General features: G+C 50.3%; 16 protein-coding genes. 10 read left to right on the forward strand and 6 right to left on the reverse strand.

The genetic code is table 11. The features are described from left to right. Nucleotides 1-147: 147 nt before the first annotated feature. Nucleotides 148-360, reverse strand: coding sequence for a hypothetical protein (locus tag OUY18_RS11820; protein WP_268058999.1), 213 nt, complete (start codon nucleotides 358-360; stop codon nucleotides 148-150). A gap of 123 nt (nucleotides 361-483) precedes the next feature. Between OUY18_RS11820 and OUY18_RS11825 the strand changes: the two genes are divergently transcribed. From OUY18_RS11825 to ilvC, 4 genes are all read left to right on the forward strand, one after another. Next, entirely contained in the window at nucleotides 484-636 is a 153-nt protein-coding gene (locus OUY18_RS11825; protein ID WP_268059000.1) for a hypothetical protein, read from the forward strand. A gap of 165 nt (nucleotides 637-801) precedes the next feature. Then, nucleotides 802-2427 carry a biosynthetic-type acetolactate synthase large subunit gene (ilvB, locus tag OUY18_RS11830; RefSeq protein WP_268059001.1) on the forward strand — a complete coding sequence of 542 codons (1626 nt, stop codon included), beginning with the start codon at nucleotides 802-804 and terminating at the stop codon, nucleotides 2425-2427. 12 nt (nucleotides 2428-2439) lie between these two features. Next, entirely contained in the window at nucleotides 2440-2940 is a 501-nt protein-coding gene (gene ilvN / locus OUY18_RS11835) for an acetolactate synthase small subunit (protein ID WP_268059002.1), read from the forward strand. Nucleotides 2941-3014: 74 nt separating this feature from the next. Then, nucleotides 3015-4016, forward strand: coding sequence for a ketol-acid reductoisomerase (gene ilvC, locus OUY18_RS11840; protein ID WP_268059003.1), 1002 nt, complete (start codon nucleotides 3015-3017; stop codon nucleotides 4014-4016). 561 nt (nucleotides 4017-4577) lie between these two features. Here the strand turns inward: ilvC and OUY18_RS11845 are convergent. The 4 genes from OUY18_RS11845 to OUY18_RS11860 form a co-directional block, all read right to left on the reverse strand. Beyond that, a complete protein-coding gene (locus OUY18_RS11845) occupies nucleotides 4578-5402 on the reverse strand; it encodes a DUF11 domain-containing protein (protein ID WP_268059004.1) in 825 nt (274 codons plus the stop codon). A 275-nt stretch (nucleotides 5403-5677) separates the two neighbouring features. Next, a complete protein-coding gene (locus OUY18_RS11850) occupies nucleotides 5678-5953 on the reverse strand; it encodes a hypothetical protein (protein ID WP_268059005.1) in 276 nt (91 codons plus the stop codon). 218 nt (nucleotides 5954-6171) lie between these two features. Then, nucleotides 6172-6954 carry a hypothetical protein gene (locus OUY18_RS11855; protein ID WP_268059006.1) on the reverse strand — a complete coding sequence of 261 codons (783 nt, stop codon included), beginning with the start codon at nucleotides 6952-6954 and terminating at the stop codon, nucleotides 6172-6174. Nucleotides 6955-7167: 213 nt separating this feature from the next. Continuing rightward, on the reverse strand, nucleotides 7168-9225 hold the full coding sequence (locus tag OUY18_RS11860; protein WP_268059007.1) for a diguanylate cyclase: 2058 nt from the start codon (nucleotides 9223-9225) through the stop codon (nucleotides 7168-7170). Nucleotides 9226-9899: 674 nt separating this feature from the next. On the opposite strand from OUY18_RS11860, the gene OUY18_RS11865 reads away from it, so the two are divergent. The 3 genes from OUY18_RS11865 to OUY18_RS11875 all read left to right on the forward strand — a co-directional run bounded on the left by OUY18_RS11865 (nucleotide 9900) and on the right by OUY18_RS11875 (nucleotide 13873). Beyond that, a complete protein-coding gene (locus tag OUY18_RS11865) occupies nucleotides 9900-11828 on the forward strand; it encodes a fructose-1,6-bisphosphatase (RefSeq protein WP_268059008.1) in 1929 nt (642 codons plus the stop codon). Between the two features lie 12 nt (nucleotides 11829-11840). Further along, nucleotides 11841-12902, forward strand: coding sequence for an A/G-specific adenine glycosylase (gene mutY, locus OUY18_RS11870; protein ID WP_268059009.1), 1062 nt, complete (start codon nucleotides 11841-11843; stop codon nucleotides 12900-12902). A gap of 218 nt (nucleotides 12903-13120) precedes the next feature. Next, entirely contained in the window at nucleotides 13121-13873 is a 753-nt protein-coding gene (locus OUY18_RS11875) for an SDR family NAD(P)-dependent oxidoreductase (protein WP_268059010.1), read from the forward strand. 86 nt (nucleotides 13874-13959) lie between these two features. Here the strand turns inward: OUY18_RS11875 and OUY18_RS11880 are convergent, their stop codons facing one another. Beyond that, nucleotides 13960-14793, reverse strand: a complete 834-nt coding sequence (locus tag OUY18_RS11880) for a Cof-type HAD-IIB family hydrolase (protein WP_268059011.1) — start codon at nucleotides 14791-14793, stop codon at nucleotides 13960-13962. 489 nt (nucleotides 14794-15282) lie between these two features. On the opposite strand from OUY18_RS11880, the gene OUY18_RS11885 reads away from it, so the two are divergent. The 3 genes from OUY18_RS11885 (at nucleotide 15283) to OUY18_RS11895 (ending at nucleotide 18306) form a co-directional block, all read left to right on the forward strand. Beyond that, nucleotides 15283-15993: a response regulator gene (locus OUY18_RS11885; protein ID WP_268059012.1), complete on the forward strand. Its 711-nt coding sequence runs from the start codon at nucleotides 15283-15285 to the stop codon at nucleotides 15991-15993. A 166-nt stretch (nucleotides 15994-16159) separates the two neighbouring features. Beyond that, nucleotides 16160-17113, forward strand: coding sequence for an L-lactate dehydrogenase (locus tag OUY18_RS11890; protein WP_268059013.1), 954 nt, complete (start codon nucleotides 16160-16162; stop codon nucleotides 17111-17113). Nucleotides 17114-17133: 20 nt separating this feature from the next. Then, nucleotides 17134-18306 (forward strand): NAD(P)-dependent malic enzyme, encoded by a 1173-nt coding sequence (locus tag OUY18_RS11895; RefSeq protein WP_268059014.1) that lies wholly within the window; start codon nucleotides 17134-17136, stop codon nucleotides 18304-18306. Nucleotides 18307-18609 lie beyond the last annotated feature (303 nt).

Here is an 18609-nt window from a genome sequence, read left to right on the forward strand (position 1 = left end):
ACATAACATATTGTTATTTTTTTGTCAATGCACAGACAAGCCGATTTTTAGCCGAAATTTTGTACTTGTTTCCCATAATCGTGCTATAATGGAGGGAATAAAAAAGAGGCTTATTGAAATAAAAATCAATCCAAAACATTCAGTTTTTTAAGAATAAAGTAGCACAGGACAAGCGCAGCGAAAAGGATAACGCCGGAGATCAACCTCCAGCGCCATGATGAATCCGCCCAGAAGGTAGGCGAGAATCGCGGCAGGCCCCGCGAGGGACAAAACGGTGGAGCTTCCGAGAAACAGCCCTGAACCGATAATGTTCCCGAGCGACATAAAAATCAGATGGCTTTTGCTGAATTTCTTATTCATGAAAGACAATCCCCATTTTTCAATTAATCTGCTTCTATAATTCCCAAAAAGCGGATTCATTATTGAGGAATTGTTATTCTTAATCAAATACAAATTCACCGGAAAAAGAAAGGAGGAATCACTATGACAAAACGGGAAATCCGACTGCTTGCCGTCGCCTGCACCTTTATCGGAATCGTTCTGGGTTTTCTGATAGCTCCCATTAAGGCGGGAGTTTCCTGCGGAAACAACAATACCATCACGAATACCGAAAATCCCAGAAAGAACCGGAAATAATTTAGCAATTTAGTTCGCTAAAATGCCTTGACTGGAACTGGCAAAAACCCTATAATATGAAGAATAACATTTTAAGGAATCACGGGATACAGCGCGCTGCCGGACGGCCGAAACGAAGGTCTCGAAAGGCCTGTGGTTCCTTAGGCATTAATTGAGGTGAATGCATTGATAAGCGGAGCGGAAATCATGGTGGAATGCCTGAAAAACGAGAACGTACAGATTGCGTTCGGGTACCCCGGCGCGGCCATCTGCCCTTTCCTCGACTGCCTGTACCGCTCACCGATTCGGCATGTTTTGGTGCGGGAAGAACAAAACGCCGCCCACGAAGCCAGCGGCTACGCAAGGGCGAGCGGAAAACCGGGCGTCTGCATTGCGACAAGCGGCCCCGGCGCCACCAACATGATTACCGGAATCGCCACAGCGTACATGGATTCCGTCCCCCTGATCGCGATTACCGGGCAGGTCAGTTCCGAGCTGCTTGGCCGCGACGTGTTTCAGGAAGCGGACATTACCGGCGCCTGCGAGCCGTTCACCAAACATTCCTATTTGGTGAAAGATGCCGCGGAGCTGCCGCGGGTTTTTAAAGAAGCGTTTCATATCGCCTCCACCGGCCGCCCCGGCCCGGTGCTGATCGACGTTCCGGTCGATATTCAGGCTTCCGAAATACCGGAATTCATCTATCCCCAGCGCGCGGAAATTATCGGCTACAAGCCGCGTACGCAGGGACACGCTATGCAGATTAAAAAGGCGCTTGCCGCCATTCGGGAAGCAAAGCGCCCGATTCTGGTCTGCGGGGGCGGCGTCGTGCTTGCGGGCGCGCGGGATGAACTGGTTGCGTTCGCGGAAAAAAGCGGCATCCCCGTTGTATCCACCATGATGGGCATCGGCGTTGTCCCGATGGACAGCCGGCTGTATCTCGGCATGATCGGCATGCACGGGCACCAAAACGCAAACCGTGCCGTGGGCGAGGCCGACCTCATCATCCTCTGCGGCGCGCGGGTGGGCGACCGGGCGGTTTCCGCGCCGGAACAAATGGCGGCAAAAGCGAAAATTATCCATATCGATATTGATCCTGCCGAAATCGGCAAGAATATGACCGCCCATATCCCGATTGTGGGCGATATCCGGCTGGTGCTCCGCGATTTCGCCGGGCAGGCCGACGTTTCCGTTCCGCAGGAATGGATTGATACCGTTCTCCGCTATAAAGCGGAATACAAACCGGGCGGCGAACCGGACAACGAAAGCGGCTTTGTGGAGCCGCGCTCCTTTATGCGCTCGCTTTCCGCCATGATGGAGGAAAACGCCATCCTTACCGCGGACGTCGGGCAGAACCAGATCTGGGCCGCCCGCAACTTCAATGTGAAGGAAGGCCGATTCCTGACTTCGGGCGGGCTCGGCACCATGGGCTACGCGCTTCCCGCCGCTATCGGTGCGAAGCTGGCGAAACCGCACCGGCAGGTGCTGTGCATCTGCGGCGACGGTTCCTTCCAGATGGCGATGTGCGAGCTTGGTACGGTCTGCCAGTACGGCGTTCCGATAAAAATCATCCTGATGCAGAACGACCGCTTAGGCATGGTCCGCGAAATTCAGGACAACAAGTTCGGCGGCCGCCACATGCTGACGCTTCTGGAGGGAAATCCCGACTTTGTAAAGCTTGCCGAAGCCTACGGAATCCGCTGTGCGCTCGCTTCCTCCAACGCGGAGGCCGAAAAGCTTGCCCGCGAAATGCTTCAATCCGATCAAGCGTATATACTGGTGTGCCGGGTCGACCCCGACGCGCCGACGATATAGGAGGCGGCTGAAATGAAATACACGCTTTCTGTTTTAGTAGAAAATCAGCCGGGCGTCCTTTCCAAAGTTTCCGGCCTGTTTTCCCGCCGGGGCTTCAACATCGACAGCCTTGCCGTGGGGATTACGGAGGACCCCGCCATTTCCCGCATCACGATTGTGGTGAACGGCGACGAATATATTGTAGAGCAGGTTGAAAAACAGCTGAACAAGCTGATTCCCGTTATAAAAGTAAAGGTTCTGGAACCCGGCCGCTTTATCAGCTGCGAGCTTTCGCTGATTAAAGTGAACTGCAACACCAAGCAGCGCGCGGAGATCATGAAGATCGCGGAGCTGATGCAGGCGCAGATCGTCGACGTTGCCACCACCTCCCTGACGCTTCGCCTGTGCGACAACGACGAGCGCACGCAAACGCTCATCAGCCTTGTAAAGCCGTACGGAATTAAGGAAATTGTCCGTGCGGGTACGCTCGCGATTGAAAAAGGCGCAATAACCGCAAAGAAGCAGCCTTCATAAACCGCCAACCAATGCTTAAGCATCCGTTTAAGTATTTCGTTAATATTTTGCCGTAAGGCTAGGAGGAATTTGAAATGCCAAAAATCTATTATCAGGCAGATTGCGATATCAATTTGCTCAAAGGTAAAACCGTTGCGATTATCGGCTATGGCAGCCAGGGCCACGCCCATGCGCTGAACCTGCACGACAGCGGCGTTAATGTTATTGTCGGTCTTTACGAAGGCAGCAAGAGCAAGGAAAAAGCAGAAGCCGCCGGTTTAAAGGTTCTCAGCGTTCCCGAAGCGACGAAGGCCGCCGATATTATTATGATTCTGATTCCGGACGAGCGCCAGGCCGATATGTATAAAAAAGATATTGCTCCCAACCTTACGGAAGGCAAGGCCATCGCGTTTGCGCACGGCTTCAACATTCATTACAACCAGATTAAGCCCCCAAAGGACGTCGACGTATTCATGATCGCCCCGAAGGGCCCGGGCCACACCGTCCGCAGCGAATACACCGCGGGCAAGGGCGTTCCGTGCCTGATCGCCGTGGAACAGGACTACACCGGCCATGCGCATGACATCGGCCTTGCCTACGCCGCCGGACTCGGCGCCGCAAGAGCGGCTGTTATGGAAACCACCTTCAAGATTGAAACCGAAACCGATCTGTTTGGCGAACAGTGCGTGCTCTGCGGCGGCGTAACCGCCCTGATGCAGGCAGGCTTCGAAACGCTGGTCGAGGCCGGCTACGCTCCGGAAAACGCCTATTTCGAGTGCATCCATGAAATGAAGCTGATTGTAGACCTGATCTACCGGGGCGGCTTCTCCCTCATGCGCTACTCCATCAGCGACACCGCGGAGTTCGGCGACTACGAAACCGGTAAGCGCCTGATCACCGAGGAAACCAAGAAGGAAATGAAGAAGGTTCTCTCCGAAATTCAGGACGGCACCTTCGCCACCAAGTGGATTGCCGAAAACAAGAACGGCCGCGCGCACTTCAACGCATGCCGCCGCATTGCCGCCGGTCATCAGCTGGAAGAGGTCGGCAAAGAGCTGCGCAAAATGTATGCGTGGAATAACGATCCGATCGACTAATCCGCTCGGGTCTTCCCTATAATCAAAAGACGGTTTCCGCCGTTTCCATCTTTCGGGCTGTTCCGCAGCCGGATTTTGGAACGGCGGATTTTTTCAACCCCATTATCCGCATAATAAAACGGCAAACTCTACGGGAATTGTATTTCGGCAAACTTTGAAAAAAGGCGGATTGGAAAAATATACCGTATAGCCGCCGCAATCGGGCGGTTCAAAAAATAATGTGCTGCCCTGCTTGGTGATTGACTTTATTCTGCCGTCACAATCCCTGTACTTTACGCAAATTCCGTATCCAACCCGAATAAACGTTTTCCCATCCCATTTTAGCCGTTGTACGCCGTTATAAGAAATAGAACATCCTTCTACGCATGAACCACTCGCACAGATCGTTTCGTGTACATATTCACAAACACAGCAGTCTTTTCTCTTTGCCGTAATTTTCCACGGATTGCTCTCGGCGCGGATCAGCTTGCCGTTATACATTCCCTGTGCATACGCCGTATTTATCATTTCTTTCAAGATAACATCCCCTTGGAGAGTAAAGTATACGGGATAAATTCCGCCTTACAAAGAGACCGTTACGCTAAATTGAATTTGATAGGATTCTTCCGGGTTAAGATCCCCGATCGGAATCCCCAGAGCAGGATCCGCATTGACAAATTGGTTTGTATCCTTTTTCAGTGTGGAATTTTGCCGATAGGTCATCCCATCCGAAAGCGGACTTGTTACGGTGATATTTGTTATTTTGACGGTACCTGTATTCCTAACGACAAGGGTATAGACAACCTCTTCGTTATTTTCCGTTACAAAAGTCTTATCCGCTGATTCTACAATCTGAAGATCCGGTGCTAAAATCGTCGTTTTTGTAATATTTGGATCCGTACTGCCTGAATATTCATTGCCTTTCCGGTCCCGAAACTGAATGATTGCTGATGCCTTGCTGATCATATCCCCTGTCGCTCCTGCGTTTACCGTTACCTTATATGCCAATCTTGCCGACCGGCCTTTCGGCACTCTGCCAGCAACGGATTCATTGGGACTTGTTACCGAAACGCCTGTCTCTAACGTTTCGCCGGCTTGCGGAACGGGAACGACGGTATCCGGGACCAAGGTGGTCTTGGGGGAAATATCATCCACGATCTTAACGCCATACAGATCGACCGAGGAATAGTTCCTGAAGGTAACGGTATATTGAATCTCGTCTCCGGGCTCGGCAAACTCTTTATCCGCGGTCTTATCAACCACTGCTTTGACCACATCGGTAATAACCACATTACTTGTAACTTGAATGGGGCGTGGTTCCGCGCCCGCATGAACGGCGGTAAATCCAACCGCTGTCGCATCGGTTGCAAACGGAGCAGGCGATGCTGTTTCCCGTGCGTCTATCATATAAAATGCTCCTTTAGAAATTAATTGAGACAATAAGAAATAGAAATCCTTGCGCCGCAGGATTCCGTATTGTAATCCTTCTTAAAGATTCCCTTGGTATACTATATGTCAGAAGGTTTGAAACGTTATTGACTGCAAACGCTCCGGTTTTTAAAGTTGTATGTACGGCATAAAAAAACACGGTTAAACAGAAAATGTCTAACCGCGGGCGTGTTGAAAAACAGGCGGACCGCCGAAAATCCTTCCCTGCGAGGCGGCAAATAAGGAAGCACACGCTATGATTTTTCGAATAAATTTATAATCTGCGTTAGCTTATCTTCTATCCTGGAAAGGCAATCCAACATTTCTTTTTGAAGATTTTCCTGTTTTATATCATCCGTTGCTGTCGTTTGCTGATGCCAGTAAGTGGTTTTTTGAAATGCCTGATAGTTTGAATCCCTGATATTCTGCTGCAAATTTTGTACCTCCTGCAGGATATTGTCTTTTTGAACATGGGTTTCCTGCTCCCTGGCCGACTCATCAAGTTCTATTTTATAAATTGGATCGTCCATTGTTTCGAACCCCTTCCCTCAAAAAACAAAGAATGATAAGCCGTTAGAATGGCTGTTCTATGGAAAGCCTGCAGAGTGTTCGAAAAGTAACGACACTTTGCAGGCTGATAAGACCATTTCTTTCGGGGAGCAGGCTTACGGGCCTACTATAATTTTCTGCGTTTGCCTCCTGAAAGGAAGCATGCGAGCCTGAAAGAGCAGATGGTTGGCCTATAGAATTAAACGGCTCCCGGGCAGGGGCCGCTGCCTGTGCAGGGATTGATTTTATGTCCTTGTTCAAATTCCTCTTTCACTGTAATGTTCGTCCCATAAGGAGCAATTGCAGATACCAGGATATCTTCATGTTTCCATAGTTTGTCAATGACTTTATAATCAATTACTAAAACACAATCATTTCCGGATGTTTCAATTCTTACATTTTCAAAGATGATCACTTTGCAGGAACCGTCAATAAGGGCTAATTCATTCCGAAATGCAGCAAGTCCGGCGGCATCATTGGTAAAGAAAACGCCGCTTGGGAAGCTGGCAAATTCATTAAAGAAGCAGGTAACTGTGTCTTTCGGCGTTACTACGGCAAATGTGTTGGCACCAAACTGTAATACCACTTCGAATTCAATGTCATTAATAATACGGTCGCAGCCGGTAGCTGGGCTCAAGCGCTCCCCTGCACACAAAACTCTGATGTTTTGTATTGTCGGCACTCCGTTAGGCAGGAAACCGCCTCTGCAGCCCGCCATACCATCCGGATTGCAGGGAACACAGAATCTTAATGTTCTGGTATGAACACAAACATCGCGGACATCCTCTACACAAAGATCATGACACTGGCAAACAGCGGTTTCAATCTGATAACCAAATGCCGTTCTTAAAGTAGGATCTGTAAAGATGTTGCAGCACTCTGTGCAACTCGTACTCGTTCCGGTACATGTCGGCGCCTGCCGAACCTGCGGCACCTGCTGTGCTTGCTGATTCATAGAATCATTTGTTAATAAGCAATCCATATCTATTCTCCTTTGAGTAATTCAGAGGAACTTTTGTTGTTACTCTTTACAATATTTTATGATTGCTTCCCTGTAATGGTTCCATCTTATCTTATGCGATATCGCTCTATTTCCCATTTTTCGGCATAAGAATGTCCCCGGATAGAACTGTGATTTTTTCACTGTTCTATCCGGGGGCAGCATATCCGAAGCCGAAGGGCTTCTCAACTATGTTTACTGCGCGCTTTCCAGAAACGTGCCGGAATACAGGCTGTAGCTGTCCTTTCCGCTGTTCTTGGCGCTGTAAAGCGCTTCGTCCGCGTGCCGGTACAGCTCCGCGAAAGTGGAGCCGCCGTCCGGGTAAACCGCCCCGCCGACGCTGGCCGATACCTTGTAGGTACCGTCCTCGCCCGTATAAGCGTTGCGGAACACCTCGCAGACCTCCTGCATCTTTACGTTCAACAGTTCCCTCGATTCCATATCCTTTACAAAAACAATAAATTCGTCGCCGCCCGTCCTGCCGATGATATCCGACATACGGAACAGGCGCTTAATATCCGACGCGACCTTTTTTAAAACGGCGTCGCCAAAAATATGCCCCAGCGTATCGTTAATGCTCTTGAAATTATCAATATCAATAATAATCAGTCCCTGCAAAAGCTGGGACGAATTTTTTAAATGCTCCTTAATCAGCGATTCCGTCGTTACCTTATTATAAAGCTGCGTCAGCAAATCCGTTCTGGATTTATTTTCAAGCTGCTGCATTTTCTTTTTCTGGCTGTCCGTATCCGTAATCAACCCGATTGCACGGTACGGCTTGTTCGTTTTGTCGTACAGCGCCTTTACGTTCACCGTACACCAGATATAGCTGCCGCAAATATCTTTCATGCGCACGTCGACCGGCCCCGGCTGCCCGGACAGCAGGATGGAGCGGAACAGGTCGTCCATAATGATTTTATCGTCCGGATGAACCTGCCGGAAATTCGGAATTCCCGAATCCGGGTGCTCATCCACGGCGGAGGACCCGAATTTACTGGTCCAGTAAACGGTGTGGTATATACGATTGAGACGAATATCCCACTCAAATACAACCTGATTGGTTTCTTCCATAATCAGCGCATAGCGTGTTTCATTCAGTTTCAGCACGTCGGTATCCTCCTTAATTTTCTCAATTAAATGGTTAAATGATAATGCCATTTCGGCAAATTCTCCCTTGTAAGTACCGGAAAGCTGGGTTTGGTAATCCCCTTTTTCAACCTCTTCAAACGCGGCGGACAGATCGCGGATCGGATTTAAAAAGCGGTTTGCCTCCAAACAGGCGATCGCAATCAGCAAAGCAATAAAAATCAGCAGCAGGATTATGTAAACACGGATCATATGCTGAATGGGCCGCAGCAGCTCTTCCTGTTTGACCAAGCTGACGATCATCCAGTCTTCCCCCGCCACCCGGGAGTAATATCCGAATTTATTGACGCCGTTGACGGAATAAAAAATGGTTCCGCTCGGATTTTTATCCAAATCCTTTTCCTGAAGCCGCTGATAAAAATCGCTGTTCCCGCTCATGCTTTTAATGTTGCTGAGCTCGTTTCCGTCGGCATCCGTAAAATATTCGCTCGCAACACTCCCCATAGGGTCGATGATAAAGGTTCGTCCGGTCTCCATAAACGTATGGCGGCAGATTTGATCAAAATACGTCATGTCGATGGTGGACTGAAGAAAGCCCTGGTAAACGCCCCCGAAGAAAATCGGTACGGCGACTTCGAAATATTTCCGTCCTCCTATATAATTCGGGTTCTGCATGATATCCGACACATACATTTTATCGATCGGAACATTGCGCATGATTTCCCCGATCGGGGAGTGCACCCCCATGGCCTCGCTGTCGTCGGAGGCGATAACGATATCCTTCTGGTTTACCAGGCACGACCGTTTTACATAATTCCCCTGGGAATTCCCCTTGCGGATAGCGGTTTGCCGGGACGTTATGGTTATAAACGTATTGACGGCCAGTTTCCGGTATTGCTGGAGTTCCTTTTCCGGTTCCCCGTTGTTGGAGGAAAGCAAAAGCTGTTTCACCCCGGGAAGGTCCGCCGCAACTTCCAGCGCCGATTTCCGCTGGGCGAAAAACTGGTCCAGAATATCCGCGGCCTGTGTCGCGTCGCTTTCCACATTCTTCTGAAGAAGCTCCGTTGTATTGCTTTGAAAAAACGTAATACTTGATACCATAACGGTAAGTACGGGAACAATGGAAAAGGCGGCGAGCAAAGAGATCAGATAATTCCGGATTTTCAAGCGCGCCTTCCCCTTTCGGTTCTGTAAAAATTTGTAAGTTTATTATAGCAGATTATTCTCTATATGCAATAGAAGAACGTTGTTATATTCACTAAAGATTTAGGGGGCAGCTTTGGCTCAATCTACCAAACTTTTGTGGTCAATGCCCAAACAAGACGGGCATTTATCCCCAACATTCCCTATGTTTTGAGCAATTTCGATATCACTGTATCATTTGCTACATTTGGACATTTTCTCATTTACTGAGCAATTGATAAATTTAAATCGTTTACTCGGTGGAATAGATTTCCAGCAAAACTTTTTGAAACCGGCGTTCATAAGTTCGTAAAAGACGCCCTGCCAAACAAAAACCCGCTTTTCTCTTTTAGCCGTTTTCTTCCCGCGGGAACGGCTGAAAGAAGCTGCCTGCCGTTCGCAGGCATGATAAAAAAAAGGGAAAATCCAATGGTTTGCAAGTGTATTTTTATGGATCCCCTACAATTCTACAGAATACAATCTTTATATTTCCTTTTGTTCATTAATCTTTTACATCAATGTAATTGATTTTCTTTTCAAAATAGTCTAAACTATATAGTAAGAATGTCAAAATGAACAAGAATATCAACAGATAATTGTTATAAACGCATCCGAACCTTTCAGCGCCACATGCTGAACAACATGAGGAGGCAAATTTCATGATTGACGAGCGATACTTAAAGCTTCTGGCAAAAGATTACCCGAACGCACAGGCCGCCGCGTCCGAAATTATCAACCTCAGAGCCATTCTCAGCCTGCCGAAAGGCACCGAGTATTTTTTCAGTGACCTGCACGGGGAACAGCAGGCGTTTCTTTATCAACTGAAAAGCGCTTCGGGCGTTGTACGGAAAAAAATTGACGAGCTGTTCGAGCAGTCCATGTCGGAAGGCGAACGCGCCGCCCTTGCAAAACTGATTTATTACCCCGAAACCGAATATTCCGAAAAAAAGAAGAAGGAGCCCGCTTTCGACGACTGGTGCCGCATCACCATCTACCGGCTGGTGGAGGTTTGCCGGGAAGCCGCTTCCAAGTATACGCGTTCCAAAGTCCGGAAGAAGCTTCCGGAAAATTTCGCGTATATCATCGATGAGCTGCTCCACGCGGACTGCAGCAACAAGCCGCATTACCACAGCGAAATCATCCGTTCCATCGTCGCAACGCACATGAGCGAGGAATTCATTACCGCCCTGTGCCATTTAATTCAGCAGTTATTAATTGACAAGTTACATATTATCGGCGATATTTTCGACCGCGGCCCGCGCGCGGATGCCATTATGGACGCGCTGATCAACTGCCACGACGTCGATATCCAGTGGGGCAACCACGACATCTCGTGGATGGGCGCGGCCTCCGGAAACTGGGCGTGCATCGCCAACGTAATCCGGCTGGGCATCAGCTACAACAATTTCGACCTTCTGGAGGACGGCTACGGCATCAATCTGCGCGCGCTGTCCATTTTTGCGGAACAGACCTACCGCAACGACCCCTGCGAAATCTTTATTCCCCATATTCTGGACGAAAACCAGTACGACCCGGTCGATATTCCGCTTGCGGCGAAAATGCACAAAGCCATGGCGATTATCCAGTTCAAGGTGGAGGCACAGCTTATTAAAAAGCATCCGGAATACGGCATGGACGACCGCATTCTTCTCGATAAAATTGATTTTGAAAAGGGAACCGTAAAGCTCGGCGACAAGGAATATCCTTTGCGCGACAAGCTTTTCCCCACCGTGGACCCCAAGAATCCGCTCCAGCTCACTCAGGCGGAAACGGAATTAATGCGGACGATCGCCGCTTCGTTCTGCCACAGCGAGCGGCTCGATAAACATATCCGTTTCCTGTATTCCCACGGCAGCATGTACCTGCGCATCAACGGCAACCTGCTTTACCACGGCTGTATTCCGCTGACGGAAGACGGCAAACTGGACGTCATCCAGTCGTTCGGCACGAACCATTCCGGCCGCGAATATCTGGAATTTCTGGACGGCGTGGCGCGCAACGCCTATTTTGCGCCCCGCGGCTCCACCGAACGGGAAAACGCCAAGGATATGATGTGGTACCTGTGGTGCGGCGCGAAATCCCCGCTGTTCGGGAAGGCGAAGCTTTCCACTTTCGAGCGTTATTTTATTGATGACCCCGAAACGCATCATGAGGAAATGAATCCTTATTACACCTATATTGAACACCGTTCCGCCTGTGAAATGATTTTGAAGGAATTCGGCCTCGACCCCGTGTCCTCCCATATCATCAACGGCCATGTTCCGGTCAAGGCGGGCGAAAACCCGGTGAAGGGCGACGGGCTCCTGTTTATGATTGACGGCGGCATCTCCAAGGCTTACCAGTCACAGACGGGAATCGGCGGCTACACCTTTATTGCCAACTCGCGCTACCTGGCGCTGGCGGAGCACAAACCGCTGAAAACCGGATGCTGCGTGGAGGAAAACTCGCCGAAGGTGATGGTTGTGGAAGCAATCAAACAGCGTGTTACCGTTGCGGGCACGGACAACGGCGCCGACCTCAGCCGGCAGATCGAAGAGCTGAACGCGCTGCTTCAGGCTTACCGAAACGGCACGATTAAAGAAAAATAACAGGATGTGTCCATGGAAAATCAACTTGCAAACATTGTGCGGCCCCTGCTTCGCTGGTACGCGGAAAACGCGAGAACCCTGCCGTGGCGGGACGAACCCACGCCGTACCGCGTGTGGGTCTCCGAAATTATGCTTCAGCAGACGCGGGTAGAGGCTGTGAAACCCTATTTCGAACGTTTTACAGCCGAGCTCCCCGATATCGCCGCGCTTGCGGGCGCGCCGGAGGAACAGCTTTTAAAGCTGTGGGAGGGGCTTGGGTATTACAGCCGCGTGCGGAACCTGCAAAAGGCGGCGCGCGCCGTGATGGAGAATTTCGGCGGCGTTCTTCCGAAAACGCCGGAGGAACTGCTCCGGCTGCCCGGAATCGGCGAATACACCGCCGGTGCAATCGCTTCCATCGCCTACGGCCAGCCTGCCCCCGCCGTGGACGGCAACGTTCTGCGCGTAATCGCGCGCGTAACCGCCGACCGTTCAAACATCAGCGAAACCGCCGTAAAGCGTGAATTTGCGGGCCGGTTAAGAGAAATCTACCCCAAAGAACAGGCCGGGGCGTTTACCCAGTCCCTGATGGAGCTGGGCGCGACGGTCTGCCTTCCGAACGCCGAACCGAAATGCGGGGAATGCCCGCTTTCCCCGCTGTGCGCCGCGCATGCGCAGGGGACGGAGCGGGAACTGCCCGTAAAAAGCGCGAAGAAGGAACGGAAAATCGAGGAGCGAACCGTTTTTCTGATTCTTCACGACGGGAAGGCCGCGCTTCAGAAGCGGCCGAAAAAAGGGCTTTTGGCCGGGCTTTGGGAATTTCCCAACGTCTTGGGCAAACTTTCTCCACAGGAATCGGAAAAATGGTTGAAAACTTTGGGCGTTTCCGCGGAAAAATTCGAGCCGTTCGCCCCTTCCAAACATATTTTTTCCCATATCGAATGGCATATGACGAATTATCTTGTAACCGCCGCGGCCGTTTCGAAAACCGCGCCCTTCCTCTGGGCAGGGCACCGGGAACTTGCGGAAACCTACGCCATTCCCGCGGCGTTCGGGCAGTGCCTGGCATCTTTTCAGCACATGCAGACGCCCTAAAAAGTCCTGTAAAAAACGGAAAGGCCGTCATCCGGTAATTCCCGGCGTGACGGTCTTCTGAAATAGTTGTATTGCGTGTATATTCTTTTTCTTCATCGTTTTCGTTCGTTAGTATATCACAAATTATTTGAATAGACAATGAATAAATTGTGAACAATGAAGCTTTTTCTTCAAAAATGATATTTGAACAGAAAAAAGAAGTCGAAATGAGGGATTGTATGAAGGCTTTGATTACAGGCGCCAGTTCCGGAATCGGCCGCGACATGGCCGCTGTGCTGAGCGAACAGGGCTTCGACCTGATTTTGGTCGCGCGCCGGCAGGAACGGCTGGAACAGGTAAAAAAGGAATTAAAAACCAACGTAAAAATCATCTGCGCCGACCTCTCCGACAGTGCCGCGTGCATCCGGCTTTACGAACAGGTAAAAGAGGAACAGATCGATATTTTAATCAACAACGCGGGTCTGGGCGTTTTCGGCGCGTTCGACGAAACCGACCTGCAAAAAGAGCTTCGGATGATCGATACGAACATCCGGGCGCTGCATATTCTGACGAAGCTTTTCCTGCGGGACTTCAAGACGAGAGATTCCGGCTATATTCTGAACGTCGCGTCCTCCGCCGCCTTCCAGCCCGGGCCGCTTCTGTCGGGCTACTACGCAACAAAGGCGTACGTCCTCCGGCTGACGGAAGCCATCTACGAGGAACTTCGCCGCGCGCACAGCAAGGTGCATATCTGCGCGCTCTGCCCCGGCCCCGTCCGCACCGAATTCGACGATGTCGCCGACGTAAAATTCAGCGTAAAAGGGCTGCAAAGCCGGTACGTAGCCGAATACGCCATCCGGAAAATGTTTCAGGGAAAGCTGGTTATTGTTCCGGGAACCACGATGAAGCTTGCCCACGGATTCGGCAGGTTCCTGCCGGACAAACAGATTCTGAAAGTCGCGTATCACATGCAGAAGCGCAAAAACGGATAATCCGCCGGTTTTGCCGTACAGCAATCAAACAGCCCGAAAGGCGTTTCTTAACGCTTTTCGGGCCTTTTTTCGGCAAAGCCGCTATTCTATGCCTTGATCCCCGCAAGCTTTTCCAGCGCGTAGGGAATTCCGTCCTCGTTGTTCGAGAGCGTTATAAAGTCGGCGGCCTGTTTCGCTTCTTCACAGCCGTTCTGCATGGCGACGCCGCATCCGGCAAATTTCAGCATCTGCAGGTCGTTGGTTTCGTCGCCGAAGGCGATTACCTCATCCGGTTTGATTCCGAGCCTTTCGCACAGATGCCGAAGCCCGTCCCCTTTATTCGCGGACGCGTGGTTAATCTCTATATTATTGCTGAACGAGGAAGTCAGGGCAAATTCCTGCTTTTCACTGAGCTTGTTCCAGATCATTTCCCGCACATCCGGTTCCATATAAGGAATATTGATCTTTTCCAGCCGGCTTTTCCCCTTTTTCAGGAAATTCGGCAGGTCGTCCACGGGGGTCTGGTATTTCAGGAACATATCGATAAAAATCTGAGGATAATCTTTAAAGGTTGGAATCAGCTCCAGATGCTTTTTATCCACATAGGAGTCACCGCCGGTATAAGCTTCCACCAGCACGTTGCAGCCCATCAGGTAATCGATCAGGCGGTTCGACTGCTCCTCGGTCAGCAGGTTCTCGTAGAGCACCGCATCCTTCTCCAGATCCAGAACCGTTGCTCCGTTTGCCGTGATTGCGTACCGAATGGAACCGACGTCCAGAATCGGCTGGGGGATAAGCTTGCGCACGCGTCCGGTTGCCGGAACGATATGAATTCCCCGCTGTGCCGCAGCGCGCAGCACCCGGGTGGTTTCCGGCAGCATGGTTTTTTCCGTGGTTAAAGCAGTGCCGTCCATGTCCAGCGCAATCAGCTTAATGTTCAATGTGATTTCCTCCTATGTCATTTCGTATGATTTTATTATACCATGACATGTCCGGGAGGGAAACCTCTTTCTGGTTTATCCGGTAAAAGGGTGTATTTCGTTTCAAATAGGCAATTTTCACATAAATTCTTTATGGTTTCTTTATGGTTTTCCTCTTTCATTTTTTGGGTAAACCATGATATAATGTATGCGAATACCGTAATTTTTTAATAAATTATGAACCAGGCGGGAAGTGATCGTAATCAGAGATTTTTGCAGGAATCCGGTTTATGCATCGGCAAATGTTCAGGTATGCAATTTAAAGGACGCTTTAACGCGCACAACGAAGCATGAAGCCGCTGCCCCCGTTTCTATTCTGATTGTAAACCGAAATCCGCCTGCAAAAACAAATCTCCGGTTCTAAAGGCCGGGGAAAGCAACAGGCAGTCCGCAGGCAAATAATCGCACGGAAACGAAAAATAAAGCTGCCGTCGGAGGGAGCTGAATAAGATGACGAACAAAGCTTCAGTTTTAATTGTTGAGGACGAGGCCAGTGTAAGCAGTTCCATTGCTGCGGCTCTGGCTGCCGAAAATTATCGCCCGCTCAAAGCCGAAACCGGTGCTTTTGCCTTATCCATGGTTTCGTCACATTGTCCGGATGTTATCCTCCTGAATTTGGGCCTTCCCGATATGGACGGAATGGAAGTTCTGAAAACCGTTCGGAAATGGTCCGGAATTCCAATTATCATTGTGTCTGCACGGGGAAATGAAAAAGCAAAGGTTCAGGCGCTTGACTCAGGCGCCGACGACTACATCACGAAGCCGTTCGGCACAGCCGAATTGCTTGCCCGAATCCGCACCGCGATCCGCCACGGCATGAAAATGGAAACCGGCGAGGATCTTCCCGGCGGGGTTTACCGCAGGGGCGGTCTTTTCATCGATTTCGAAAAGCATCTCGTCACCGTAGACGGAAAGGACGTGCATTTGACGCCGATTGAATTCAAAATCGTGTCGCTGATTGCAAGCCACGCGGGCAACGTACTTACTTACGCGCATATCATTCACCATGTCTGGGGGAACTTTGCGCAGAGTGACCACCAGATTCTGCGGGTGAACATGGCCAATATCCGCAGAAAAATTGAACAGGATCCTACTCACCCGAAGTACATCCAAACCGTAGCCGGGGTCGGCTACCGCATGAGCATGAGCGGAAAAATGTGAATTAAACTTTTTTTCAAATATTATTGCAAAATGATGCGTTATTTTTTTAACACTAGCTCCTGTATTTCGCTTCTAACGCAATTTAGCATATTTTTACAAATTCATTATTCTGTGCATTTAAGCGCTCTGTTGGGGAATCCTAATTTTGAAACTTGGAGGGATTGTTATGAAAAAAGGCACGAAAATCAGCATTTTAGGCGCAGGGAACGTAGGCGCAACCATTGCTTACACCCTTACGGTGAGCGGCGTTGCTTCCGAAATTGTACTGGTAGATATCAATCAAAATAAAGCAAAAGGCGAAGCAATGGACATTATCCAGGGGACAGCTCTCTGCCCGCCGGTAAATATCTATGCGGGTGACTACAGCGATCTCAAAGACTCCGATATCGTTATCGTCACACTGGGCAGCGCCCGTAAACCGGGCCAGACCAGAATCGACCTTGCGCAGGGAAATGTCAATATTATTAAGAGTGTCATGCCGGAAGCCGTTCGTTATGCGCCGGATGCGATTTATGTCGTTGTAAGCAATCCGGTTGATATTATTACCTATACGATTCTTAAAGTTACGGACCTTCCGGAATCCCATGTGATCGGTTCCGGCACACTGCTTGATTCGACCCGTCTTCGCGAGATTATCGCGAGCAAAATCGACATCAGCCCCAAGAACGTTCACGCGGACGTTTTCGGCGAGCACGGCGATTCTTCCATGGTTCCGTGGTCTCTCGCCAGCATCGGCGGCATGCCGATGAGCCTGTATCTTAACGCGATGAAAGCAAAGGATCCGAACTTTGAAGGACTTGATCTTGCTCAAATCGAACAGGATGTACACACTTCCGGCGGACAGGTTATTAAGCTGAAGGGCGCCACGTTCTACGCGATTGCTCTTGCGGCGCGCCACATCTGCACCTGCATCCTCCGCGACACGAACACCGTTGTCACCTGCTCCGGCATGGTACACGGCGCTTACGGCGTCGACGATGTCTGCGTAAGCTTGCCGTCCATCATCAATGCACAGGGTGCGACCCGTATGGAAGTGCCCGATCTGACTGCTGAGGAAAAGGAAAAGTTTGTCCGCAGCGCTACTGTATTAAAGGAAACAATTTCTTCCCTCGAAATTTAATTTGAAAGGATGTATATTTCATGGATTACGCAAAGGAATCACTGAAAAAGCACTACGAATGGAAAGGCAAGATTGAGGTCGTTTGCCACGCTCCTCTGAATACCCGCGACGATTTGGCCCTTGCCTACACCCCGGGTGTTGCACAGCCCTGCCTGGAGATTCAGAAAGACGTTAACAAAAGCTATGAATTAACCCGCCGTTCCAACCTGGTGGCTGTTGTAACCGACGGTACCGCCGTTCTCGGCTTGGGCGACATCGGCCCGGAGGCCGGTATGCCGGTTATGGAAGGCAAATGCGCTTTATTTAAGGCATTTGGCGATGTGGACGCGATTCCCCTTTGCGTGCGTTCCAAGGAAGTTGACGATATCGTTAACACCGTTCGCCTGCTTGCCGGCAGCTTCGGCGGCGTTAACCTCGAGGATATCTCCGCTCCGCGCTGCTTTGAAATTGAAAGAAAATTAAAAGCCTGCTGCGATATCCCGATTTTCCACGACGACCAGCACGGCACCGCCGTTGTAACCCTTGCCGCCATGCTCAACGCTCTGAAGCTGACCGGCAAGAAGCTGGACGAGATCCATGTTGTCACTTCCGGCGCGGGTGCAGCCGGCATCGCTATCATTAAGCTTCTGATTGCACTCGGCCTGAAAAACGTTATCATGTGCGACCGCCACGGCGCGATTTACCAGGGACGCGACGGTCTGAACAAGGAAAAAGAGGAAATGGCCGCGATTACCAACCACGACAAACGCAGCGGCAGCCTTGCGGACATGCTCAAGGGCGCCGACGTATTCATCGGTGTTTCCGCTCCGAACTGCGTAACCGCAGAAATGGTCAAGAGCATGAACAAAGACCCGATTCTGTTCCCGATGGCAAACCCGACTCCGGAAATCATGCCGGATGTTGCCCTCGCGGCAGGCGCGGCGGTTGTCGGCACAGGCCGCAGCGACTTCCCGAACCAGATCAACAACGTTCTCGCATTCCCGGGCATCTTCCGTGGTGCGCTTGATGTACGCGCAAGCGACATCAACGACGAAATGAAGATTGCGGCTGCCTACGCAATCGCCGGATTTGTTTCCGACGACAAGCTTGCCGCCGATTATATCATTCCGAGCGCCCTTGATAAGAATGTAGCTTCCGCCGTTGCCAAGGCAGTTGCCGAAGCAGCCCACAAGACCGGCGTTGCAAGAATCTAATCCATTTTATTTCAGATACCAAAAGCCCCGCTTTTCTTTGGAAAGGCGGGGCTTTTTCGTATTAAGTAACCCCTATGTTCCTTTCTGCGATGGCATCTGGAATCCGACCCGCCCTCTATCGGTTGGTCTATCGCCGGGTTCCATTCGAAACGCCCTCCCGTTAAAATGGGAGGGCGTTTCAGAGAAAATCGCATGGTAAAAGATGTATGTGTAATAACTTTTTATGATCTTGAAAGGTATCGCCGCTCACCGGCCAATTCTGCCTTTTTCAATGCGAATATAAGATCGCCGGGGCGAAGTTCT

The organism is Caproiciproducens galactitolivorans, from assembly GCF_026672255.1.
GTDB classification, from domain to species: Bacteria; Bacillota; Clostridia; order Oscillospirales; family Acutalibacteraceae; genus Caproiciproducens; species Caproiciproducens galactitolivorans_A.

Bases quoted from the DNA above. Each gene is read 5' to 3' on its own strand.
- OUY18_RS11845 (WP_268059004.1), bottom strand. From the start codon at position 5,402: ATGATAGACGCACGGGAAACAGCATCGCCTGCTCCGTTTGCAACCGAT.
- ilvC (WP_268059003.1), top strand. From the start codon at position 3,015: ATGCCAAAAATCTATTATCAGGCAGATTGCGATATCAATTTGCTCAAA.
- OUY18_RS11855 (WP_268059006.1), bottom strand. From the start codon at position 6,954: ATGGATTGCTTATTAACAAATGATTCTATGAATCAGCAAGCACAGCAG.
- OUY18_RS11850 (WP_268059005.1), bottom strand. From the start codon at position 5,953: ATGGACGATCCAATTTATAAAATAGAACTTGATGAGTCGGCCAGGGAG.
- OUY18_RS11825 (WP_268059000.1), top strand. From the start codon at position 484: ATGACAAAACGGGAAATCCGACTGCTTGCCGTCGCCTGCACCTTTATC.
- OUY18_RS11865 (WP_268059008.1), top strand. From the start codon at position 9,900: ATGATTGACGAGCGATACTTAAAGCTTCTGGCAAAAGATTACCCGAAC.
- OUY18_RS11890 (WP_268059013.1), top strand. From the start codon at position 16,160: ATGAAAAAAGGCACGAAAATCAGCATTTTAGGCGCAGGGAACGTAGGC.
- OUY18_RS11820 (WP_268058999.1), bottom strand. From the start codon at position 360: ATGAATAAGAAATTCAGCAAAAGCCATCTGATTTTTATGTCGCTCGGG.
- OUY18_RS11895 (WP_268059014.1), top strand. From the start codon at position 17,134: ATGGATTACGCAAAGGAATCACTGAAAAAGCACTACGAATGGAAAGGC.
- mutY (WP_268059009.1), top strand. From the start codon at position 11,841: ATGGAAAATCAACTTGCAAACATTGTGCGGCCCCTGCTTCGCTGGTAC.
- ilvN (WP_268059002.1), top strand. From the start codon at position 2,440: ATGAAATACACGCTTTCTGTTTTAGTAGAAAATCAGCCGGGCGTCCTT.
- OUY18_RS11885 (WP_268059012.1), top strand. From the start codon at position 15,283: ATGACGAACAAAGCTTCAGTTTTAATTGTTGAGGACGAGGCCAGTGTA.
- OUY18_RS11875 (WP_268059010.1), top strand. From the start codon at position 13,121: ATGAAGGCTTTGATTACAGGCGCCAGTTCCGGAATCGGCCGCGACATG.